Below are 21,819 nucleotides of genomic sequence, written 5' to 3' on the forward strand. Positions count from 1 at the left end.
ACATCAATATCAGGATGAGGAAAAATATGGCTTTCTTTGATAGCTTTACGGATTCAATCAGACAGAAGTGGTTGCAATTCTTTCAGGCCAACCATGAATGGATTACTCTGCACATGAAAGCAGAGTCGGTTTACACTCCTGATGGTGGAAAACGCCCACCTTCATACCTCATCCTGGGCGTTGTCAACGCGCTGGAACCAAAACTGGCACAGTTAATGATGCCCTTTTCCCGGCTTAATCCTGACGCTGATACTCTGATTGAAGTGCTGGATTTGCATTTTGACCCAGACATTGCTCTCGGTAATCGTTTCATTCCTCCAGTCGAAATAGAAGAGTCAGAAGATATCAATGAATACGAGTCAGATGTTACCGTAGAGGAAAATACTGACGATGAAACTCTGGCCATGTCTTATACAAATGGTTTTGAGATGGATTCTGACCTGCAAAATCTAGTAATGGACGAATCCCAGTCAAGGGAAAATGAACTGGGTGATGAGTTCAATGAAACACTGGCACTCAGTACAGAAGCAGATGATTTTGGCGAGATTTCCTTCGATGCACCCACTGCGTCTGAAGAAACGCTGGATGACGAAATGCTGGAGGAACTGAATACACCAGACGAGAACGCTTTTAAAGACGTGTTGTCAGATGTCTGGGGCGATGAAACAGCACTGCACAACAGTGAAGAAAACAGTGAAGAAAATAACGATTTATTAGGGGAAGAACTGCCATCAGGAGTTTTTGATGAATCAGAGATTGCCCGTCTCTTCCCCAACGCTTAATTATTGCCGTTCCTGTTGAATATAGGGACTGTTAACTGGTCTTATGTGCCACAAACTAAGGTATTCAGGGGGAAACTTGATATCTCCCTAATGCCTGCCCTATATTCATCTGCCATTAAATCTCAAGGGGAGAAAAATTAAAATGACGATCGCTCAACAACCAGAAGCTTTAAACTTTGAGTGCGAAACTGGTAATTACCACACCTTCTGCCCCATCAGCTGCGTGGCGTGGTTGTACCAAAAAATCGAAGATAGCTTCTTTTTGGTAATTGGTACTAAGACTTGTGGGTATTTCCTACAAAACGCGATGGGGGTCATGATTTTTGCTGAACCTCGCTATGCAATGGCAGAGTTGGAAGAGGGTGATATTTCGGCACAGTTGAATGATTATGAAGAGTTAAAGCGGTTGTGTTTGCAAATTAAGCGCGATCGCAACCCTAGTGTTATTGTCTGGATTGGTACTTGCACCACAGAAATTATTAAAACTGATTTGGAAGGTTTAGCACCGAAGCTAGAATCAGATATTGGTATTCCTATTGTTGTTGCCCGTGCAAATGGTCTAGATTACGCCTTTACACAGGGGGAAGATACTGTTTTGGCGGCAATGGCTCATCGTTGTCCTACTAAGGCTCCTGCGGCGGAAACGGAAACGGAAAAGGGCGATCGCAATGCTATTCAAAAGCTGCTAAATTTCGGTAAGAAGAAAGAAGAAGTGATTCAAGATGAATCTGAGTATGTAGATCATCCACCTTTAGTTCTCTTCGGTTCTCTTCCTGATCCTGTAGTGACTCAGTTAACCTTGGAACTGAAGAAACAAGGAATTAGAGTTTCTGGCTGGCTACCTGCAAAGCGCTTCACTGAATTGCCAGTAATTGAAGAAGGGTATTATGTCGCTGGTGTCAACCCCTTTCTCAGCCGGACTGCGACTACTTTAATGCGTCGCCGCAAGTGTAAACTGATTGGCGCACCTTTCCCCATTGGCCCTGATGGAACTCGCGCCTGGGTGGAGAAAATCTGCTCTGTGTTTGGTATTACACCTAAAGGTTTGGATGAGCGCGAAGCCCAAATTTGGGAAAACGTGGAAGATTACGTGAAACTGATTCGCGGTAAGTCTGTGTTCTTCATGGGTGATAACTTACTGGAAATTTCCCAAGCGCGGTTCTTGGTACGCTGTGGAATGACAGTGCAAGAAATCGGTATTCCCTACATGGATAAGCGCTATCAAGCTGCTGAGTTGGCGCTGTTAGAAAAGACTTGTCACGAGATGGGTGTACCTTTGCCCAGAATTGTGGAAAAGCCGGATAATTACAATCAATTGCAACGGATTTATGAATCTAAGCCAGATTTGGTAATTACTGGTATGGCTCACGCTAATCCTTTGGAAGCTAGAGGGATTAATACTAAGTGGTCTGTGGAGTTCACTTTTGCTCAAATTCACGGTTTTACTAATACCCGTGACATTCTGGAATTGGTAACTCGTCCGTTACGTCGCAATACTAATTTGCAGGATATGGGTTGGGATAAGTTGGTGAAGGAAGAAGCGAAGATTTAAAGTTTGGGTTTGAATCGATTAACACCATAACAGGATGATGATTAGGCGAACATTTGTTCGCCTTTTTTTAACGAACCGCAGAGGCGCAGAGGACACGGAGGAAGAGAGGGAAATTAATTCAAATAGCAGATTGTAAGTTTAGGGGTTGAGAGGGAATAATGTACATTAATTCTGCACCGTCTGGTTTAATTTCTGTAGACGGTGTTAATTTCAGCCAGTCATGGAAGCTGATTCCTAGTTGGGATACGGCTTGTATTTCTGTCTGGTAAGATTCAAATCGGTGATTGGTTTCAATCATCGATTCCATTACTTCAAACACTTGGGGAAGACGTTTGTAAGCTTCTTTTTCAAATCTCCCTGTTAATGGAGTTGGATTACCTCCAAATAATCCCCATTTAATTTCACTACGATCTACAATTGCTGATGGAAGGGATGAGAGCCACTCATCATGATTTTGAGCCAATTTTAATATATTCTCTCGGTGCATCTCGAAAACTGTATTTTCATTGAAATTTGGATCAATCCATTGGTAAATCTTGGTTAGTTTACGCAAATCAATCTGACCTTTAAACTGAGGATGTAAATATGCTGCCGGATTAGAAGTAAGCATGATTTCAATATATTTATTGAGCAGCAATCTAATAAATTTTGACCCTTCCTGAAAACGACGAATTGCTGTTTCATGTTCTTCTAGTTCTAAATGACAACGTGCTTCTGCAATATACGCTAAACATAACGTCAGTATATATTTGTCAATCATTTGGCTTTTCTGGGAAAATTCATTAACTGTCAAATCTTTGTAAATATGTTCTGCTTCTAAAAATCGGTTAATAGCCTGTAGGGCGCTACTTCTACGATTTTCAGGTTTAGTCATAGTGAAGGCATTAATTGCCAATTCGATTCCAGCATGGAAGTTAGCATAGAAACTCAAATCAATTTTGCGGTTAATTTTGTTTAACAGTTCTTGTGCTTGTTTTAGTTGTTGTTCTATTTCCTGGAGGCGTTGTGCAATGACGGCAAAACCCATCACTGAGACACCAAGATTAAGTACACTAGCAGCAGTAGTTATCTGCAAAATTCCTTGATTTCGCAGTATATTTTGTCCAATTTCCCCTATTTGAGTTTCCATACTACCTAAACGCCCATTAACATCAGCTAATCCTTTTCCTGAAATAGCTGCATTAGCAACTGATGCTACCAAGCCAGCACCTGAGAGAGCGATATTTCCCAAACTTGCTTGTTCCACTCCTCCCAAACGCTGGTTGACATCAGCAAATCCTTGTGTAGTCACAGCAGTATTAGCTCCTGAAGTCAGAAGATTTGCCCCTGAGACTACAAGGTTTAGTAAATTTTGAGGCGAACCACTTGGCGTTAGTACTGGTGAACTATTTAATCCATATTCACGTAACCAGGTGACAACTTGTTTGTTGCCTACTTCTCGAATTACACCGCCGACTCTTTCAAAAGTTCCATCCGCCAAGCCTTTCGCAATCCAATCTGCAAGCGCAAAAGTTACTGTAAGTGCTAAACTCATAATTTTTATTCTTTGGTAAACCCTCAGCAGCGCGATGTCCCGTGAAAAGCTGCAAATACTCGCGCTTTAATCAGTATTCCCAATTAAAGTTCTAATATCTCTACTAAACCCGGATTTCTCTGTGTTCTCAGCGCCTCTGTGGTTCGTTAAAAAGAGTGATAGTGGCGTATACCCCTCTACTTGGTTTCTACTCAGCACTCTCCCCACTCAGTATTTTGCTATTATACTTACATCTAAGTCCTATAATTATCTATATCTTTAAAATCAGATAAGTATTTATACGGTTATGATTAAATCTATTAATTGTTTACAATAGTTAATATAAGTTTTTACACTCCCTCTACTTCTCAACGATAAATGACCATTTTTGAGTATTTAGCAACAGCTATATAGCTAGTTTGAGGGTTTGGCGGGATGATTTGTTGATTACAGGAACAAACTACGTATGACCTACCCAGAACTGATGATATCGAATCATATACTTGATGAGTTGAAAACTTGTACTCAACTGCAATACAATGGCTGTTTAAACTTTAGAAGTACCAAGGGATATCAGTGGACTTTTTTCTATCGTCTAGGACGGATAGTTTGGGCTAACGGAGGAAGTCATCCTTTCCGGCGCTGGCGGCGCAATATGGCTCAATACTGCCCACAAATTGATCTAGATAAGTTAAATTTACGTAGAGAAGACCTAGAAATAAATGACTGGGACTATCGCATACTGGAAGTTTTGTATAAAAAACAACAAATAAAGCGAGAACAAATCCACGCTATTATAGAAAACACAATAGCAGAACTTCTGTTTGATTTAGCTCAACAAACAAATTTTGTTTCTGCAAGTTGCGATCGCAACCAGGAATTTATCATAGAAACACCAGTGAGTTTTACAAGTGCAAATGTCTTTATCACACAGATGCAAGACGCGTGTAAAATTTGGTCAGATGCTGGTTTGGCTAATTTTTCTCCCAACTTAGCGCCAGTTTTGCGGAAACCAGAAGAACTCGCGCACCATGTCAGTGAATCTGTTTACAAAAAGTTTGTAAATTTGCTTAACGGTAAATACACTCTGCGAGATTTAGCAGCAAAAGTAAAACAGAGTATTTTTCCTCTAACTCGTTCATTGCTTCCCTATATTCACACAGGGATTATTGAACTGGTAGAAGTACCGGATTTGCCTTTCTCATTGATAGCAGCCAAAAACAATTCTGTTTCTAACCAAGCGAGAACATCAACAGCGCCATTGATAGCTTGCGTAGATGATAGTCCTCAAATTTGTAATATGGTAGAGGAAATTATCGTCTCAAATGGTCTGAGATTTATCAAAATTCAAGATGCTATAGAAACTTTACCAATCTTGATTCAAAATAAGCCAGACCTGATTTTCTTAGATTTGATGATGCCTATTGCTAATGGTTATGAAATTTGTACTCAGTTGCGCCGAATTTCAGCTTTTAGCAACACACCTATAGTTATTTTAACGGGAAACGATGGTCTTTTAGATCGAGTCCGAGCTAAGGTGGTCGGTGCAACAGACTTTATGTCTAAACCCGTAGCAGCAGATAAAATCATGGCGGTAGTACGAAAATATTTACCCGTACAGACTCAACATCAAATCAAGAAGAAACTAGTACAGCATGGCGTAAATAATCCGACTATGATTTGGAATAATTAATTTAAAATGTTGCAAAAATTGTAGGTTGGGTTGACGTAAGGAAACCCAACATCATTGGTAGCTTTGGGTTGCGCTGCGCTTAACCCAACCTACGTCTAATGCACTATTGCTTGTCAGTCCACAACGTGTTTGTAAGCGCAAAGCGCAGGCTACGCCAACAATAATCAAATAGTAGTCCTATATAAATTCATACTTAGTTTCAGGAAAGCCAAAAATTGAAAGGGTGGTTTTATAACCACCCCTATATTCCCCTCATATTTAGAATTTAGTTGCAAATCCCTGATTGGTATTTTATTTACTCTGAGATATTCACTAAAGTATCAACTTGAGATGAAGCTAAGGTTGGTGCAGTGAAGATAGTCGAGTAAAGACTTGCGGGTTGCTGACGGGCGAAAACTGGTAGAACTTGACGCGCATGGGCTGCTAATTCGACTGCCTTGACATCGTAAGTCTGCGTAACTAATTTGGGATAGAAACCAATACCGATGATGGGAATTATCAAACAAGCGGTGATAAACAATTCACGGGGTTTGATGTCAGAGATTACAGCATCTAAAGGTAATTCTGCGTTTTGTTCACCGTAGAACACTTGGCGCAGCATTGATAGTAAGTAAATTGGAGTTAAAATCACGCCAACCGCTGACAACACGATGACTACAATTTTGAAGCTGGAACTGTAAACATCGCTGGAGGCGATACCGAGGAACACCATCAACTCACCCACAAAGCCACTCATTCCAGGTAAAGCTAGAGAAGCCATTGCACCAATTGTAAATACTGCGAAGGTTCTGGGCATTACCTTAGCCATACCGCCCATTTTGTCCATGATCAAGGTGTGGGTACGTTCGTAAGTTACACCAGATAAGAAGAACAAGCTAGCGGCAATCAAACCGTGGGAAACCATCTGTAATACAGCACCGCTAATCCCAATCTCTGTATAAGAGGCAATGCCGATTAAGACAAATCCCATGTGGGCAATTGAAGAGTAAGCCAAGCGGCGTTTAAGATTTGTTTGGGCAAAGGCGCAGCAAGCACCGTAGACAATATTTACTACACCTAAAACTGCTAAAACTGGGGCAAAGTAAACATGGGCATTAGGCAACATTTCAACGTTGAAGCGGATGAGTGCATAACCACCCATTTTTAACAATACACCAGCCAAAATCATGGAACCAGGTGCAGATGCTTCTCCGTGGGCATCAGGTAGCCAAGTGTGTAAGGGGAATATGGGCATCTTCACACCGAAGGCGATTAAGAATCCTGCATAAGTTAATAATTCTAAGGCTTTGGGGTATTGCTTCATTCCCAGAGTCGCCATGTCGAATGTGACGGTATCTCCTGAGAATGCCATTGCAAAACCAGCTACCAAGATAAATATTGAGGCTGCGGCTGTATAGAGAATAAATTTAGTCGCTGCGTAACGGCGGTTTTGTCCTCCCCAGATGGAAATTAGCAGGTACACAGGTACTAGCTCGATTTCCCACATTAAGAAGAATAATAGCAAGTCTTGGGCGACAAATACGCCAATCTGGGCGCTGTACATCACCAACATCAAGGCATAAAACAATCGCGGCTTATTGGTTACTTTCCAAGCCGCGAAGATTGCCAGTGTGTTAATTAAGCCGGTTAATAAGAGTAAGGGCATTGATAAACCATCAACACCAACAGACCAGTTTAAACCTAACTGTGGAACCCAAGCATAGTTTTCTACGAGTTGCAGTGTGGGGTTTTGGAAGTCGTAGCTATACCAAAAGGCAGAAATTATCAGGGCAAAATCGGCGATCGCCACTCCCAAACCATACCAGCGAACGGTTTTGCCTTCTTTATCTGGGATTAAAGGGATGGCTAAGGCAGCCACCAGAGGCAATAAAATTATGGCTGTCAGCCAGGGAAATTCAATAGCATTCATTAGTTCTGACAATCAATTTACCTTTTTGGTTATGATTTGATTATATTAAGGAATATGTAGTTTTGTAACTGTTATTTATCCCTAATCTTGACTTTTTGAGTAAATTTTAGGAATAAATACTTACCAATTCCTGTCAAAACCATTCTATATGTAAACTTTTGCAACGTCAATACAAAAATATATATAAAAAAAGTGACCAAAGTCACCAATTCAAGTTATGATATTTAACATTTTGGACAGATACGAACAATTTCAGACAATTCGATTCACAATTGACCAGACTTCCCCATCTGAGCGCACATAAGGCACTGATATGGTCTTAAACCCAGTAATAAAGGGCTTGTAGTAGACGTGCCAATACATGGGACTCAAATAATCAGCACAAGATTTCAGCAGACGGATTTCTGTGGATAGTTCCGCCGCGAGTTGATTAATGCGTTCGGCATGAACCTGAGCTACTTCTCTGGCTTGTTCTAATTCTTGCTCTTGGGTAAGCTGCTGGGATTGTTTTTGCCAATGTTCTAATTCAGCTTGTTTGTATTGTCGCTGTATTTCCAGCGCAGCGATCGCATCGTCGATGCCTTTGAGTTCTACAGACAATTGGGCATTTTCTCTGGCTTGGCGGCGACAAGCTTCCACCATTGCTGAAGGTGAATCATTCTTGCCAGATAAGACATTATTAATAGTCAGCGTCGCCCGTTCTTGCTGGAGTGCCTGAATTTCTGAGTTGAGGGTGGTGATGTCTGTATGAATTTGGTTAATCATTACGGTTTATCCTTGGTAGCTTGCACCTTGGGTATCCAGAGAAAGCGATCGCACTATGGCTGTAATTCCGGTTTCTTGCCAAGCTGATAACATCGCCGCTTCTACAGCCTGGGAATGTAACTGATCTACTAAAGCTAACAGTGTCGGACCTGCACCACTAATTACCATGCCATAAGCACCAGCTTTGATTGCAGCTGCATTTACAGCATCGTAACCAGGAATCAAAGCTTGGCGATATGGTTGATGCAATCTATCTTGTAAAGCTGTGCTTAACCATTCTCCCTTACCTGTTTGCAAACCGCGCAATAATAACCCCAAATGTGCTGTGTTGAATATTGCATCTGCACGACTCACTTGAGTAGGTAAAACTTGTCGTGCTTCACTGGTGGAAAGCTCAAAATCAGGAATAGCTAGCACTGGGACAATATTTTCATTCCAGGGAATATCACAAATTGACCAATTCTCGGCACTGGTAGCAGCCAGACGACATCCCCCCAATAGGGCTGGAACTACATTATCAGGATGTCCTTCCATTGCGATCGCTAATTCCATCACCTGTAATTGAGTCAAAGGCGCACCCGCTAATTGATTAGCACCCACTAACCCGCCGACAATGGCTGTAGCTGAACTACCCAAACCTCTGGCTAAGGGTACACCAAGCTGAATTTCCATTTTTACCGATGGCGGTGTCTGTCCTATATATTGATATAACTTGACAAAAGCCTGATAGAGCAGATTACTTTCATCGGTTTGCACCCGTTCAGCTTCTGCACCTGTGACATCAATAATTAATCCACCCTCATCGAGACGAGTGAATTTAAACTTGTTGTACAGCGTTAAAGCTGCACCGATACAGTCAAAACCAGGCCCCAAGTTAGCTGTAGTGGCAGGAACGGTAACAGTGATACTAGAAATAACAGACATCTGCAAATACTCTCCAATCATCAACCAGCATCTCATGTAAAGGGTTGATTTGCTCAAGAGTCTTGCTAATTGCGGCTAGGTATGGTTTGCAAAAGTCGTATATGAGTGAGCGTTTAGTAGCAGGTTTACAAAAGGCTAAAGCAACCTTCCCAAACTCCGCATACCTCACACAATTGAGCAAGTTCAAAGTTATTAGGACTTACGCATTGTACAAATTCATCATGGTATGCAGTTACCAAAATAGCCAATTTCCGGCTTTGAAAAATGATTATGTTGATAGTAAATATACCCGTGTTGTAGGGGTTTAGCAATGCTAAACCCCTACGCAATATGTGCTTTTTAGTGTTACACATATTTGGTATTTATTGTCAATGCGTAAGCCCTAGTTATTTAATAATTTTTTTATATTTTATCAAATAGATATCTATTATTTGTATGTTATATTAGCTACATATATTTAATTAATCTATTAACTTTCTATATAAAAATGAATTATTTACAACGCTGGGAGCAATATGCTCCTGAAGCATATAATGCTATTCGGTGCAATTCTGATGATGTAGCGCAAATAGCAAAGAATACGGGTTGGGATGAGTTTCGTATTAAACGAATAAAAGATCACCTGTTCTATATTCAGCATGAATTGGATGACAGATTTGATTGCTTTGACCCTTCCCCAGATATAGCTGATAGTTGGATGAGGTTACAACAAGGTAATTTTAACCAAGAAGATTTACGCTTACTCGATCATGAGTATTTTGAGTCAAGGTTTGAGAGTATATTCCATACCAACTATCGTACTGCTCATGAAGCAACTGAACTTTCTGGTCGCATATGGAGTCCACCATTAACATAAAGGTAACTCAAATGAGTTACAAATAAGGTAAATAACCACTACAGAACACATCATCTATTATGGCTTTTTACGTATTGATTTTAAAAGAAAGGGAGGATGAAAACGGCGTTACTTACCGCTTCGGTCCAAATGAAGATCATTTAGGATCTTTGTGGCTAGATAAATTAAGTGGAGAAGTTCAAGAAATCCAAAAAACACCTGCTGACAACGCGCAGACATTTTTCCAAGGGGCAGCGGTAAAGGTTAGGCAACACTGGAAAAAAGGATTGTTTCCTGAAAAAACTTGCTGGGCATCTTGAGAAGATTTTGGCATTGATAGTATCTTTATTCAAGATAGACTATCAATGCTCTGTTTTTTTGCGGAAAGATAGCTAGAAGTTCTCAATCTGAGCGATCCCTTCCGCTTGCGAGGAAGGAGAAACCGCAGGTAGCGCCATAATTGAATTAGTTACCACAATCATGGTTTACAAGTTTGAAAAATTAAGCCGCAGAGAGGTTGAAGCGATGCTAGGAATAACACTCAAAGAAACGCGAGTTTACAGGGAAATCAAGGAAGAAGGTCGAGAAGAAGGATTACAAAGAGAAAGATCGCTTATCCTGCGTCAACTAACTCGACGAGTGGGAGAATTACCTCAAGATGTGCGCCAGCGTGTTGAAACTCTCTCTTTAGAACAATTAGAAAATCTGGGCGAAGCGTTGCTCGATTTTACCAGTATGGCTGATTTGCAGTCGTGGTTAGGCTAGGGCGTGTTTTCAAACTCTAGAAGTAGGTTGGGTTAAGCGCAGCGCAACCCAACGCAGCAAACCAAATATGGGGTAAAGTTGGGTTTCCCAAAAGCATAAACTTGAGTTAATTTTTGTTAATATTGGAGACGGTGTTAGTACTTCGTCCTTAACTACCCATACCCTACCTGAGAGAAACTTGATGCTGCGACTAGAACATATCAGTAAAATTTATCCTACAGGCGAGGTTCTCAAAGATATCAACTGGGAAGTCAAACCAGGTGAGCGCATTGGCTTAGTCGGTGTCAACGGTGCGGGAAAATCCACCCAGCTAAAAATTATCACTGGGGAAATTGAACCCACCGCCGGCGAAATCATTCGTCCCACAAGTTTGCACATAGCCTACCTCAACCAAGAGTTTGAAGTAGATCCCGGCCGCACAGTTAGAGAAGAATTTTGGATCGTCTTTGAAGAAGCCAACCAAGTACAAATGTCGCTGGCGCAAGTACAGCGCGATATGGAAACGGCTACTCCAGAAGAACTGGATAAACTGATTGATAAACTAGATCGCTTACAGCGTCAGTTTGAGGCCCTTGATGGCTATAACTTAGACGCACGCATCGGGAAAATCTTACCAGAAATGGGGTTTGATTCCGAAGATGGCGATCGCCTCGTCAGTGCTTTCTCCGGTGGTTGGCAAATGCGGATGAGTTTAGGTAAAATTCTGCTGCAAAAACCCGACTTATTACTACTGGACGAACCGACAAACCATTTAGACTTAGAAACTATTGAGTGGCTTGAGAATTACCTCAAAAATCTCAATACTCCAATGGTGATAGTTTCCCATGACCGGGAGTTTCTTGACCGCCTCTGCACCAACATTGTAGAAACTGAACGTGGTGTTTCTACGAGCTACCTGGGTAACTATTCAGCATATTTAGCACAAAAAGCTGAAAATCAACTAGCCCAACTCAGCGCCTACGAACGCCAGCAGAAAGAATTAGAGAAACAGCAAACATTTGTAGACCGATTTCGCGCCAGTGCGACTCGCAGTACCCAGGCGAAAAGCCGGGAAAAACAATTAGAAAAAATCGAGCGCATTGACGCACCTGTGGCGGGGATGAAAACCCTGCACTTCCGCTTTCCGCCTGCACCCCGTAGTGGCAGAGAAGTAGTAGAAATTAAAGATTTAACTCATGTGTATGATGATAAAATCTTATTCTTAGCCACAAATTTATTAATTGAAAGAGGCGATCGCATTGCCTTTCTCGGTCCCAATGGTGCGGGTAAATCTACGCTTTTACGCGTGATTATGGGTATGGAACCACCCACAGAAGGCATTGTCAAATTAGGCGATCATAATGTGCTTCCCGGCTACTTTGAGCAAAATCAAGCCGAAGCTTTAGATTTAAAGAAAACAGTCATGGAAACCATCCATGATGAAGTCCCCGACTGGACAAACGAAGAAGTCCGCAGACTTTTGGGACGGTTTTTGTTCACAGGTGAGACAGCATTTAAGTCAGTCGGTGCATTAAGTGGAGGAGAAAAAGCTCGTTTAGCATTGGCGAAAATGCTGTTACGTCCAGCCAATCTGCTGATTTTAGATGAGCCGACAAACCACTTAGATATTCCAGCTAAAGAAATGTTGGAAGAATCGTTACAGAACTATGATGGCACTGCCATTGTAGTTTCCCACGACCGTTATTTTATCTCCCAAGTAGCTAACAAAATCGTCGAAATCCGCGACGGTGAATTTCGTGTCTACTTAGGAGATTATCATTACTACCTGGATAAAATTGCCGAAGAAAAGGAACAAGCTAAATTAGCTGCAATAGCCGCCGAAAAAGCCGCTAAGAAAGCTGCTAAAGCTGCCAAATCTTCTGGAAAAGGGAAATGATCAACTGCCTAGTAGTGGCTTAGGGACTTACAAATAAAAAAATACGAAATCACCTAACCCAAAAAACCTCTCAAACCCTCATAACTCTGTGTTCTCTGTGTCTCTGTGGTAGCCTTCGGCAAGCCCTTCGGTCTACGTTTATTTGGATAATTTATTTCTTGGAAGTCCCTTATAAGGCCACTACTAACTATGAAAAAGAATGTAAATAAAATCAGCTAATCAGCATAAATTCACTTGCGCTGATGATTAGCAGTGGTATCATTCGGATATTACAAAAAGTAAAGGGCAATTTTACTATGACCAAAGCACCTGTTGCGCCTGTGGTGCTAGTCATTTTAGACGGGTGGGGCTACTGCGAGGAGAAGCGAGGAAACGCAATTGTCGCTGCTAAAACTCCCATTGTGGAAAGCTTATGGACAGCTTACCCGCACACCCTCATCAGCACATCAGGAAAAGCCGTAGGGTTGCCAGAAGGTCAGATGGGCAACTCGGAAGTGGGTCATTTGAACATTGGCGCTGGGCGAGTAGTACCTCAAGAATTGGTACGCATCTCGGATGCCGTGGAAGATGGTTCTATCCTCAAAAACCCCGCACTTGTCAAAATTTGCCAGCAAGTTCGCTCTGGGAATGGCAAGCTGCATCTGGTGGGACTTTGTTCGGAGGGAGGGGTACACTCTCATCTCAGCCATCTCTTCGGACTACTGGACTTAGCCAAGGAACAGGAAATTTCACAAGTGTGTATCCACGCCATCACTGATGGTCGTGATACTGCCCCCACTGAGGGTATAAAAGCAATCCAGCTATTGCAGGATCAGATAGATGAGAAAGGCATTGGTCGCATAGTCACCTTAAGTGGTCGTTACTACGCGATGGATCGAGATCACCGTTGGGATCGGGTGCAACGTGCATACAACGTGATGACACAAGATACTGCGGTTGATGGTCGTCAGGCTGGGGAAATTCTGGAAGCATCTTATGCTGAAGGTGTGAAGGATGAGTTTATCAATCCAGTCCGTATTGCCTCTGGCGCGATAGAACCAGGGGACGGTGTGATATTCTTCAACTTCCGCCCAGACCGTGCTAGACAGTTGACTCAAGCTTTTGTCAGCCCTAAATTTACAGGCTTTGAAAGAAAGCAAATTCAGCCGTTGTTTTTTGCTAGTTTTACTCAATACGATTCAGAACTACCAGTAGATGTAGCTTTTGAACCGCAAAATTTGAGTAATATTTTAGGTGAAGTAATTGCTAATCATGGTTTGCAGCAATTCCGCACGGCTGAAACGGAGAAATACGCCCATGTCACCTATTTCTTTAATGGGGGACTAGAGGAACCTTTACCTGGGGAAGACCGTGAACTCGTAAGTAGTCCAATGGTAGCAACTTACGACAAAGCCCCTACGATGTCAGCCGAAGCAGTTACAGATGTGGCGATCGCAGCGATCAAAAAGGGTGTGTATACTTTAGTAGTGATTAACTATGCTAACCCAGACATGGTAGGGCATACTGGTCAAATAGAAGCCACGGTGACAGCGATTGAAACGGTGGATCGCTGTTTGGGTAGATTACTCACCAGCATTAGCAAAGCCGGCGGTACAGCCATGATTACTGCTGACCACGGTAACGCTGAGTATATGCTAGATGAAGAAGGTAATCCCTGGACAGCTCACACGACTAATCCCGTCCCCTTTATTTTAGTGGAAGGAGAGACTGTAAAAATCCCTGGACATGGTACAAATGTGGAACTGCGCAGCGATGGCAAGTTAGCCGACATTGCACCCACCATACTAGAGATTTTACAGCTGCCGCAACCGTCAGAAATGACAGGGCGATCGCTATTAACACCAGCCGGATATGACGTGGAACGCACTCGGACTCCCGTCAAAGCTGGAATGTAACATAGCTGAGGAGTGAAGAGTCTTTTCACTCCTCGCTTTCGACTTTTGATTCAAATTTGAAATTTGTTATAAGAGAGATTCTTAATTATGACAGCTACGACTATTGTGCAAATTGTGTGGGCCGTTTCAGCCTTTGGTGTAATTGTTTTAGTGCTGCTACATAGCCCCAAAGGTGATGGTATTGCCATTGGTGGACAAACCCAATTATTCAGCAGCACCAAAAGTGCAGAAGACACCTTAAACCGAGTTACCTGGGCGCTGACGGTCATCTTTATGGGCTTAACAGTGGTTTTGAGTGCTGGTTGGCTACCTAAGTAAAAATAAGGGCATAGGATAATGGGAAATAAAAATCAATACCCAAAACCTAAAACCCGCAAAAGTTTCAATAGACGACGGTTACTAGCAGTTCTGTCCTTATTAATTGGCGCAGGGCTGCTAGTTATTTTTACTAATCTGTCTTCTAATGCTGTTATAGCAAGCACCTCAATTTCCCCATCATCCCATCCCCTACCGCTTACACTGGCGCAATGGCAAGATCATACAAACAGTGATGATTACTTTTCCCAAGTGGAAAAAACACAGGTAGGTTATTTAGTCTGGTCGCAATTTCCGGTTAAAGTATACGTAGAGATATCACAAGCAGGGAATAATAGCCAGGCTCAAGCATGGTTTAGTAGTGTCTTAGAGACTGTGCAAGAGTGGAGTGCTTATTTACCTTTGGTGGTAGTGGAACAACCAGATATTGCTGATATTACGATTTTGCGAAAAGCGCCACCTTTGCAATTTTCCCGTGGCGGTAATTTTCCTCGTGCGCGTTCGGCACAAGCCACTTATCAGTTATACAATAGCAATAATATTTTATCCCACCGCTTCACCATTTTATTGAGTCCTACTCAAACAGGTGTATTTCTCAAAGCAGCCTCCCGCCACGAACTCGGTCATGCTTTAGGAATTTGGGGACATAGTGATTTACCAACTGATGCTTTATACTTTTCCCAAGTTCGCAACCCTCCTCCTATTTCTCCCAGAGATGTGAATACTCTGAAGCGGGTTTATGAACAACCTACCAATTTGGGATGGTTTGTAAACAAATTTTTGTAGCTGGCTTTAGAGGATGTTTGAAAAATTTTGGGCGAATATAATTCGCTACTACACAGGCAAAGTCCACCTCCGTGGACTAATGAAGAAATGGGATTTTTAACCCGCGCAGGCGGGTTTTGTTTGTATAGCCGCGACTTCTAGTCGCCAGGGCTGTAATAAATTAGACTTTTCAAACAACCTCTTATAGTGTAACGCCAAAAATATTATTGTATTTATATTTTTTCTTTTCTGGAATACACAGATATTAAACGATGTCGAACCAAGTAGTCAATTTGGTAAATAAGCGCTCCTTGAATTAACCACATAAAACCAAATATTACTATTATTGTCTGTTGAAATGGTGTGTAGCTTTCAACAGCCGTTGCATAACTAAGTTGAAATAAAGGTAAAACCATAGTGCCAACTAAAAAACTTGTCAGCGTAGATAAAGTAATTACAACCCAAGCATATATTCCTTCCCACCAACTCATTAATTTTGGGATTAATCCTTTTACAATACCTATTTCTGGTGCTTGAATTTCCGGAATAAAACGACTGAAAATTAAATGCAAAAAGTTATGGCTAAAGGCAATAATTGGAATTGGACAGAGAAGAGTTATTATTATGAATATAGCCAGTATCTCTGGACTACTTGTAAAATTAGAAACATTGTAGCCTACTTTTACTAAAATCTCAGCTACAAATATAATCACTCGGAGAAATATTATCAAAACCAATGATTTTAGCCAACAGCTAGGGTAAGGTAGCCATGCCGGCCAACGAGACTTTTTGGATTTTTGCTTTTCAGGTTCCACAATATTTGGTTTCGTCATATCAATAAGGGTAAGATTAAAGAAAATAAATTTCTAACCTTAATATTCCCTTTTTATAACCATAAATATCATTTTTAAATGCTTATATTTTAATGCTGCTTAATATATTAGATGTTTTCAACAAAAAAAGTAGGGACATTTCATAGAATGTCCCTATAAGGGTTTTAGAAAAAGCATATTTAAATGTGGTCAATGTCTGGCAAATTTGAGAAATATTGTATTAGGATAGGCAAGGCCTACCCTGTGGGATTAAACGCGACGCAGACTTAGTAGTTCTTCAGGAGAAGCCAGCATATCAATTGCTACGAAGAAAATTTTGCCTTCGGGATTGATTAAGAACCGCCAAGCAATGTTCATACCCACAGTTACACCGAACCAAGGAGTTTGGACAACACCTGTAATTTTAAGTTGCTTAGAACCATCAGGCTGATTTTCACAGATACCTTGTTTTGGCATCATGTTCAGTCCTTGGGCTTCTTCGCGCATATATTTAGCGATCGCTTCATGCCCTACAATTGGTTTTTGGAATGGTGGTTGTAGCGCACCTTCAGCAGTAAACAGACTAATAGCTTTATCAAAGTCGTCAGCATTCATCGCTTCAATATAGCTCAGTACAGCAGGTTCTGTAACCCCATCAATTTTGACTGAGGAGATAGATGGAGCAGTACGAGCAAATGCAGGTTCCTCAACGGCTTTGGGATAGCTACTTGGTCCCAAATCAGAGGTATCAAAACCCATATTTACTACAGTGTTCCGTAGCACTGTAATTTGCTGACCTGGATCAAGTTTCTTCGTTGCGTCTAGCACTACCTGCACACCAGGACTCATTTGATAACCACTGGGGATAGGAGCAACTACACCCTGCTTCATCAATTCGCCCAACTCGTACCAAAAAGCCAACTTGGTATTAACACTGAAAAAGCCATAAGAACGGCTGATAGGAGCGTCAGCACGATTAGCAAGATCCCGCATTACTTGGGTTTGCTCTTCAGGAGACATTTTCTTAATTTGGGTGAGCAAACTTTCTGCTAGTTGCAAGCGTGCGGCTCCAGGAGCGGCGGGAGTAATGGTCTTACCCATTTCAGTGTAGGCGTACCAAAGATATGCCAATTGGTCATCCACGCCGAGTTGGTCGAACAGCGCTATGGTAGCGGGAATCGGGCTGGGAACTTGAGTATTAGAGAAGATATTCTGAGCGGACTGAATAGTTAAAGCCATATTCAAAATTAATCAGAGGTTTAGCTGCTATGTAAAAAATTGTAAAATAAATCTTAAAGTTTGTAAAGTTATTTAATTAAATCTTGACATCCTCCTGTAAAAGTAGCCTCTCATACAGTATTACAGGGAAAAAACACAATAAATCTAGGCGATTAACAAGCGATCGCCTAGATGAACTATATCAATAATTGGTTAGTGAGAATTAATCTCGATGATATTTTACGCCCTGCGACCCAGAGGTACAGGCCACTGTGCTAAAACTTCTTTGTATAATTCTTCTAAATGAGTAATATTTTTACTGAGGGTATAGCGGTCTAATACACGCTGTCTAGCTTTTTGTCCCAGTAGGGTAGTTAACTCAGGATGGTCTTGAAATAATGGTAACAGGGTTCTTAATTGCGATCGCGCCGTCTTAGTCTTCAATACTACACCCGCACCTTGCTCTAAAACTTCTCCATCTGCACCCACATCTGTAGCTAAACAAGCTATTCCACAAGACATTGCTTCTAACAAAGACAAAGACAAACCCTCAACCAACGAAGGCAAAATAAATACATCAGCCCCTCGTAATATTTCTATCCGGCGCTGTTCATCAGCCACAAATCCCAACCAAATAATGCCAGATTCCGAACCATAAAATGGTTCCAAAGAAGACTTCAAAGGCCCATCACCCACAATCAGCAACTTACTCCCAGTCCTCATTTGTGATTGCTTCCAAGCCCGGAGAAGGGATTCTACGTTTTTTTCTGGGGCGATGCGACCTTGATAAACAAACAAACGTTCCGCTTTGAACTCCGCCTTGATTTTCGACTCTCCCGGAGAAAACTTGTCAATATCAACTCCATTGGGAATCACAGCGATTTTCTTTTTCTTGACACCCAGACTTGCTAATAACTCGCGCTGAATTTGGGAAAACACAATTACGCGATCGTAATTCCCCAAACAAGGAGCGTACAGTTGATAAGCTAACATCTGTGTTCCCGATACGAACTTTGCTCCCTTCCCCGCAAATGCTGTGTGAAAAGTAGCAATCAGAGGCAAATTTAATTGCTCGCAGATTTCCGGTAGCATAAAGTCCAAGGGAGATAAACTCAGAGAAGCATGGACTATATCCGGCTGGATTTTCCTGAGCGAATCAGTTAATACTTTGGTCGCTTTAAAACTGGGAATTGTGTAAACCTGGGATTTATAAATAAAAGGTAGGGAAACTTCTTGGAAATTTGGCCAATTGTCAGGTTCAGATTCTTCTTGGGCGAAGTGGAGAAAACTAACTTCGTGTTCCCGGTGTAAGGCATTTGTAACTTCGCGACTGTAGGTGACGTTACCACAAAAGGGTGATTTCTTTCCAATCCAGGCTATACGCATTCTTTGTTAGCTATTTTGAAAATCGGGTTTGATATATCAATTTTTTAGTTGCTTGTCTTTTATCCTGTGGCAATTTTTGGCTGTTTAGGTTGCATAAAACTCCACAGTACTTCAGTCAAGAAGCCAAGCTTTATTACTATTAAACCAGTGGATTGCCGGATTTGCTCTATAAATATTGAGTTGTTAATAACGAGATTTTAATAAAAAGTTGTTCTTGCTAAATCAAATTGATACTCAGCAAGTCTAGGATAGATTTTATTTGGATTTAGTGTAGCACAAAAGCACAATTTTTCAGGAAACTGCTGTTGCTAGGAATGTATGGAATTATATCTCCTTTCAGTCCGATCACTACTAATGAGAATTATAAAAAGTTAAGATACCTCCTGAGAACACAGTCACAGCTAATACTAAGAAAACAGCTTGTAATCCGACAAAGGTTTCCGCAACGCCTGCTAATGCTAAGGGTAGAGTTAAGGCAATATTAATTACATTATTTTGCAGACCAAAGACCTTACCCCGCATCTCTGGAGGGGTTTCGGTTTGAATAGCGGTTTGCATCGGGATACCAACTAGCGACCCAAACACACCCAAAAAGGCTATTAACAGCAGTATAATCCAGAGTTGTGTGGTGAATATCGACAGACCAATTAGACATCCTGCCATCCCTAAGCAACCGCACAGACTCAGTTCAGAATAGGAAAATCGCTGACCAAACTGACCGAGAATTGTCGCGCCAACCGCCATCCCAATTCCACCAAATGCCAGTAAAAAGCCAAATTGAGATGCTTTTAAATTAGGAATGATTTCTGCCATCCGCACAGCGAGAACAGTTAAAGCCGCAAACACAGAAAATAAAATAGTCAGTTGTAGTAAGGCATTGCGGACACGAGAATTAGCTTTGAGGTAAGAGAAACCATCGCGCAAGTCTGAGAAGACGTGGGGGAATTCTGTATCGGGGTGGTGGGGTTTTTCTTTAGTCGCCAATAGCAGTAAAATGAATCCAGCGATCGCATAACTACCACCTACCAAAAGTTCCTTACCTAAGCCATCATTACCACCAATCTGTAGCCAAAGTGTATCAGCGATCGCCAACAGTGGTTCACCAATGGCAAAGCCCACAATCACCGAAGCCATCATGGTTGTTGTATACAGAGAATTAGCCGAAAGTAAATGCTGTTCTTCCACAACCAAAGGAATTGCCGTTTGTTCAGCTGGGGCAAAAAACTGAGTCAGAGTAGAGACGAAAAAAGTCACCCCCAAAATAATCGCAAAACCCACAGGTAACATCCCACCAATGGGTTGCCAACCATCAGTTAACCACAGCAAAAACGGAATTGACAAAACCAGAACACCGCGCCAAGCATTGGTTGTTACTAGTACAGTCTTTTTCGACCACCGATCCACAAATACACCAGCCACAGAACCGAACAATACAGCCGGAATTGTAAAAGCCATCATTAAAGCTGATACCCAACCGCTAATGCTTTGATCAGTTCCTTGAAACTGAGTATTAATCAAGCCAATCATCAACACCAGATATACTTTATCTGCGATTTGGCAGAAAACTTGACCACCCCAGAGAGCAAGAAAATTGGGATTTTTTAATACAGGCAAAAACCCCTGCTGTTCCCCATTTTCAACACCATACTCATCTAATTGTGGTGATTCGGGTTCTGAAGCACTGGCTACAGACAAACTGCGGCCATTACCGTTGACGACGGCTGCGGATTCTGGGAAAACCTCAGTTTTTGGGCTTGACGATGTATTTTTTTGCACATTTTCCGAAACATCTGGTGTCTGTTCTGGGCTATTTGTAGACTTAGGAACAGCACTTAAGTGATTCTTGACTGTAGGATCTGATGCCCTATTCTGTTTTTTGGCGTTTGGTGATAAAGGTAGGATTTTTCTATCCAATTCAGACGGTTGCATCATGGTTAGGGGCAAAATAAGAGTCAATCAAGGTAGCAGAGAGAATTGGGCGACCTAAATGATATTGAGCATACTGGCGCAAAATCTTCTCAACAGATAACCAGCCATAATTTTTGGCAGTATCCATTCGCATTATCTCTGGTTGTGACAGATTTTGGAGCATAGATAGTTCTGTAGCATCCAAGCGACAAGAAATTACTGGTATGTCTTGGCGATGAACAACTGTTTGGTAAGCTAAGTTTGGGTCATGGGCTGATGGATTCAGACGGTGCTGATCTCTATCTTTACGCAAATTTTCCCAAGCCTGTAAACAGACTGTACCACCAGCCGTAACACTAAATCCCACGCGCCAATTAGGGTTGGTAAAGTCTGGCTTTAAAGTTTTCTGAGTTAAGCAACAGACTTGTACTTGAGGTGACAACCCTGCTAGATCAAAAAAATGAAACACTCCATGAGCTAAGTGAGCATAAATACCAGATGTATCAGTTTTGGGCAATCCTTCCAATCGATTAAGATATTCATTGAGTAACTGATACAGCTCCTCTTGGGGTTGTTCACTCAAAGCCTGACACAGGACTATTTCGGCTAAATACTGACCAGCAGCAAGTTTGCCCAAATCTTTAGCCAAATCTGGATAGGTTTTGACAGTTTGTGCTTGTGTAATTCTATCGAGCGATCGCCCTTTTGCAATCAGTAATTCATTGACCACAAACATACCACTCCTACCACCAAGGCTAGAGTTTTGCTTGCGCGCCCCTGGTGCAACTGCTTGAATCAAACCGAACTCTCGTGTCAAAATTGTCACTATCCTGTCTGATTCTCCCAGCACTTGGGCTTTGAGATTAATTCCAGTGGCTTTATAGGTTCTACTCATTAGTCATTAGT

Annotated in this window: 18 protein-coding genes and 1 pseudogene; 10 read left to right on the forward strand and 9 right to left on the reverse strand. The window is 41.7% G+C overall.

Features of this window, described 5'->3' with window-relative positions:
• Positions 1-26: 26 nt before the first annotated feature.
• Together ACM0OW_RS11360 and ACM0OW_RS11365 are read left to right on the forward strand one after the other, a co-directional pair.
• A complete protein-coding gene (locus ACM0OW_RS11360; RefSeq protein WP_414550192.1) occupies positions 27-782 on the forward strand; it encodes a DUF5331 domain-containing protein in 756 nt (251 codons plus the stop codon).
• A 142-nt stretch (positions 783-924) separates the two neighbouring features.
• On the forward strand, positions 925-2,334 hold the full coding sequence (locus tag ACM0OW_RS11365; protein WP_414550194.1) for a ferredoxin:protochlorophyllide reductase (ATP-dependent) subunit N: 1,410 nt from the start codon (positions 925-927) through the stop codon (positions 2,332-2,334).
• Between the two features lie 118 nt (positions 2,335-2,452).
• Here ACM0OW_RS11365 and ACM0OW_RS11370 read toward each other — a convergent pair whose 3' ends face one another.
• Positions 2,453-3,868: a hypothetical protein gene (locus ACM0OW_RS11370; protein ID WP_414550196.1), complete on the reverse strand. Its 1,416-nt coding sequence runs from the start codon at positions 3,866-3,868 to the stop codon at positions 2,453-2,455.
• 445 nt (positions 3,869-4,313) lie between these two features.
• On the opposite strand from ACM0OW_RS11370, the gene ACM0OW_RS11375 reads away from it, so the two are divergent.
• Positions 4,314-5,540, forward strand: a complete 1,227-nt coding sequence (locus ACM0OW_RS11375; RefSeq protein ID WP_414550197.1) for a response regulator — start codon at positions 4,314-4,316, stop codon at positions 5,538-5,540.
• 295 nt (positions 5,541-5,835) lie between these two features.
• Here ACM0OW_RS11375 and ACM0OW_RS11380 read toward each other — a convergent pair whose 3' ends face one another.
• The 3 genes from ACM0OW_RS11380 to thrB form a co-directional block, all read right to left on the reverse strand.
• Positions 5,836-7,449 carry an NAD(P)H-quinone oxidoreductase subunit 4 gene (locus ACM0OW_RS11380; RefSeq protein WP_414550199.1) on the reverse strand — a complete coding sequence of 538 codons (1,614 nt, stop codon included), beginning with the start codon at positions 7,447-7,449 and terminating at the stop codon, positions 5,836-5,838.
• Between the two features lie 252 nt (positions 7,450-7,701).
• The gene (locus ACM0OW_RS11385; RefSeq protein ID WP_414550201.1) at positions 7,702-8,214 is read right to left on the reverse strand and encodes a hypothetical protein; all 513 of its coding nucleotides are present in this window, start codon (positions 8,212-8,214) and stop codon (positions 7,702-7,704) included.
• Positions 8,215-8,220: 6 nt separating this feature from the next.
• The gene (thrB, locus tag ACM0OW_RS11390) at positions 8,221-9,138 is read right to left on the reverse strand and encodes a homoserine kinase (RefSeq protein ID WP_414550202.1); all 918 of its coding nucleotides are present in this window, start codon (positions 9,136-9,138) and stop codon (positions 8,221-8,223) included.
• Between the two features lie 487 nt (positions 9,139-9,625).
• Here thrB and ACM0OW_RS11395 point away from each other — a divergent pair, with 487 nt between their 5' ends.
• The 7 genes and pseudogenes from ACM0OW_RS11395 (at position 9,626) to ACM0OW_RS11425 (ending at position 15,610) form a co-directional block, all read left to right on the forward strand.
• Entirely contained in the window at positions 9,626-9,994 is a 369-nt protein-coding gene (locus tag ACM0OW_RS11395; RefSeq protein ID WP_414550204.1) for a hypothetical protein, read from the forward strand.
• Positions 9,995-10,053: 59 nt separating this feature from the next.
• A complete protein-coding gene (locus ACM0OW_RS11400) occupies positions 10,054-10,293 on the forward strand; it encodes a hypothetical protein (protein WP_414550206.1) in 240 nt (79 codons plus the stop codon).
• Between the two features lie 109 nt (positions 10,294-10,402).
• A pseudogene (locus ACM0OW_RS11405) lies at positions 10,403-10,738 on the forward strand (DUF4351 domain-containing protein); the annotation flags it as partial.
• A gap of 181 nt (positions 10,739-10,919) precedes the next feature.
• A complete protein-coding gene (locus ACM0OW_RS11410) occupies positions 10,920-12,614 on the forward strand; it encodes an ABC-F family ATP-binding cassette domain-containing protein (protein WP_414550208.1) in 1,695 nt (564 codons plus the stop codon).
• Between the two features lie 242 nt (positions 12,615-12,856).
• A complete protein-coding gene (gene gpmI, locus ACM0OW_RS11415) occupies positions 12,857-14,509 on the forward strand; it encodes a 2,3-bisphosphoglycerate-independent phosphoglycerate mutase (protein WP_414550210.1) in 1,653 nt (550 codons plus the stop codon).
• A gap of 87 nt (positions 14,510-14,596) precedes the next feature.
• Positions 14,597-14,827 (forward strand): preprotein translocase subunit SecG, encoded by a 231-nt coding sequence (gene secG, locus ACM0OW_RS11420; RefSeq protein WP_006199009.1) that lies wholly within the window; start codon positions 14,597-14,599, stop codon positions 14,825-14,827.
• Positions 14,828-14,845: 18 nt separating this feature from the next.
• Positions 14,846-15,610: a peptidase gene (locus ACM0OW_RS11425; protein WP_414550212.1), complete on the forward strand. Its 765-nt coding sequence runs from the start codon at positions 14,846-14,848 to the stop codon at positions 15,608-15,610.
• Between the two features lie 212 nt (positions 15,611-15,822).
• On the opposite strand, the gene ACM0OW_RS11430 is transcribed toward ACM0OW_RS11425, so the two are convergent.
• The 5 genes from ACM0OW_RS11430 to recO all read right to left on the reverse strand — a co-directional run bounded on the left by ACM0OW_RS11430 (position 15,823) and on the right by recO (position 21,808).
• Positions 15,823-16,422, reverse strand: a complete 600-nt coding sequence (locus ACM0OW_RS11430) for a hypothetical protein (RefSeq protein ID WP_414550213.1) — start codon at positions 16,420-16,422, stop codon at positions 15,823-15,825.
• A 249-nt stretch (positions 16,423-16,671) separates the two neighbouring features.
• Positions 16,672-17,640, reverse strand: coding sequence for an orange carotenoid protein N-terminal domain-containing protein (locus ACM0OW_RS11435; protein WP_414550215.1), 969 nt, complete (start codon positions 17,638-17,640; stop codon positions 16,672-16,674).
• 219 nt (positions 17,641-17,859) lie between these two features.
• Positions 17,860-19,005 carry a glycosyltransferase family 4 protein gene (locus ACM0OW_RS11440; RefSeq protein WP_414550217.1) on the reverse strand — a complete coding sequence of 382 codons (1,146 nt, stop codon included), beginning with the start codon at positions 19,003-19,005 and terminating at the stop codon, positions 17,860-17,862.
• Between the two features lie 351 nt (positions 19,006-19,356).
• Positions 19,357-20,934, reverse strand: coding sequence for an MFS transporter (locus ACM0OW_RS11445; protein ID WP_414550331.1), 1,578 nt, complete (start codon positions 20,932-20,934; stop codon positions 19,357-19,359).
• Positions 20,921-21,808 carry a DNA repair protein RecO gene (recO, locus tag ACM0OW_RS11450; RefSeq protein ID WP_414550219.1) on the reverse strand — a complete coding sequence of 296 codons (888 nt, stop codon included), beginning with the start codon at positions 21,806-21,808 and terminating at the stop codon, positions 20,921-20,923. Before recO ends, ACM0OW_RS11445 begins: the two co-directional genes overlap by 14 nt.
• Between the last annotated feature and the right edge of the window lie 11 nt (positions 21,809-21,819).

Origin of the sequence: Anabaena sp. CCY 0017 (assembly GCF_963920885.1) — a bacterium.
GTDB lineage: Bacteria > Cyanobacteriota > Cyanobacteriia > Cyanobacteriales > Nostocaceae > Nodularia.

Bases quoted from the DNA above. Each gene is read 5' to 3' on its own strand.
- ACM0OW_RS11360 (WP_414550192.1), top strand. From the start codon at position 27: ATGGCTTTCTTTGATAGCTTTACGGATTCAATCAGACAGAAGTGGTTG.
- ACM0OW_RS11365 (WP_414550194.1), top strand. From the start codon at position 925: ATGACGATCGCTCAACAACCAGAAGCTTTAAACTTTGAGTGCGAAACT.
- ACM0OW_RS11370 (WP_414550196.1), bottom strand. From the start codon at position 3,868: ATGAGTTTAGCACTTACAGTAACTTTTGCGCTTGCAGATTGGATTGCG.
- ACM0OW_RS11375 (WP_414550197.1), top strand. From the start codon at position 4,314: ATGACCTACCCAGAACTGATGATATCGAATCATATACTTGATGAGTTG.
- ACM0OW_RS11380 (WP_414550199.1), bottom strand. From the start codon at position 7,449: ATGAATGCTATTGAATTTCCCTGGCTGACAGCCATAATTTTATTGCCT.
- ACM0OW_RS11385 (WP_414550201.1), bottom strand. From the start codon at position 8,214: ATGATTAACCAAATTCATACAGACATCACCACCCTCAACTCAGAAATT.
- thrB (WP_414550202.1), bottom strand. From the start codon at position 9,138: ATGTCTGTTATTTCTAGTATCACTGTTACCGTTCCTGCCACTACAGCT.
- ACM0OW_RS11395 (WP_414550204.1), top strand. From the start codon at position 9,626: ATGAATTATTTACAACGCTGGGAGCAATATGCTCCTGAAGCATATAAT.
- ACM0OW_RS11400 (WP_414550206.1), top strand. From the start codon at position 10,054: ATGGCTTTTTACGTATTGATTTTAAAAGAAAGGGAGGATGAAAACGGC.
- ACM0OW_RS11410 (WP_414550208.1), top strand. From the start codon at position 10,920: ATGCTGCGACTAGAACATATCAGTAAAATTTATCCTACAGGCGAGGTT.
- gpmI (WP_414550210.1), top strand. From the start codon at position 12,857: ATGATTAGCAGTGGTATCATTCGGATATTACAAAAAGTAAAGGGCAAT.
- secG (WP_006199009.1), top strand. From the start codon at position 14,597: ATGACAGCTACGACTATTGTGCAAATTGTGTGGGCCGTTTCAGCCTTT.
- ACM0OW_RS11425 (WP_414550212.1), top strand. From the start codon at position 14,846: ATGGGAAATAAAAATCAATACCCAAAACCTAAAACCCGCAAAAGTTTC.
- ACM0OW_RS11430 (WP_414550213.1), bottom strand. From the start codon at position 16,422: ATGACGAAACCAAATATTGTGGAACCTGAAAAGCAAAAATCCAAAAAG.
- ACM0OW_RS11435 (WP_414550215.1), bottom strand. From the start codon at position 17,640: ATGGCTTTAACTATTCAGTCCGCTCAGAATATCTTCTCTAATACTCAA.
- ACM0OW_RS11440 (WP_414550217.1), bottom strand. From the start codon at position 19,005: ATGCGTATAGCCTGGATTGGAAAGAAATCACCCTTTTGTGGTAACGTC.
- ACM0OW_RS11445 (WP_414550331.1), bottom strand. From the start codon at position 20,934: ATGCAACCGTCTGAATTGGATAGAAAAATCCTACCTTTATCACCAAAC.
- recO (WP_414550219.1), bottom strand. From the start codon at position 21,808: ATGAGTAGAACCTATAAAGCCACTGGAATTAATCTCAAAGCCCAAGTG.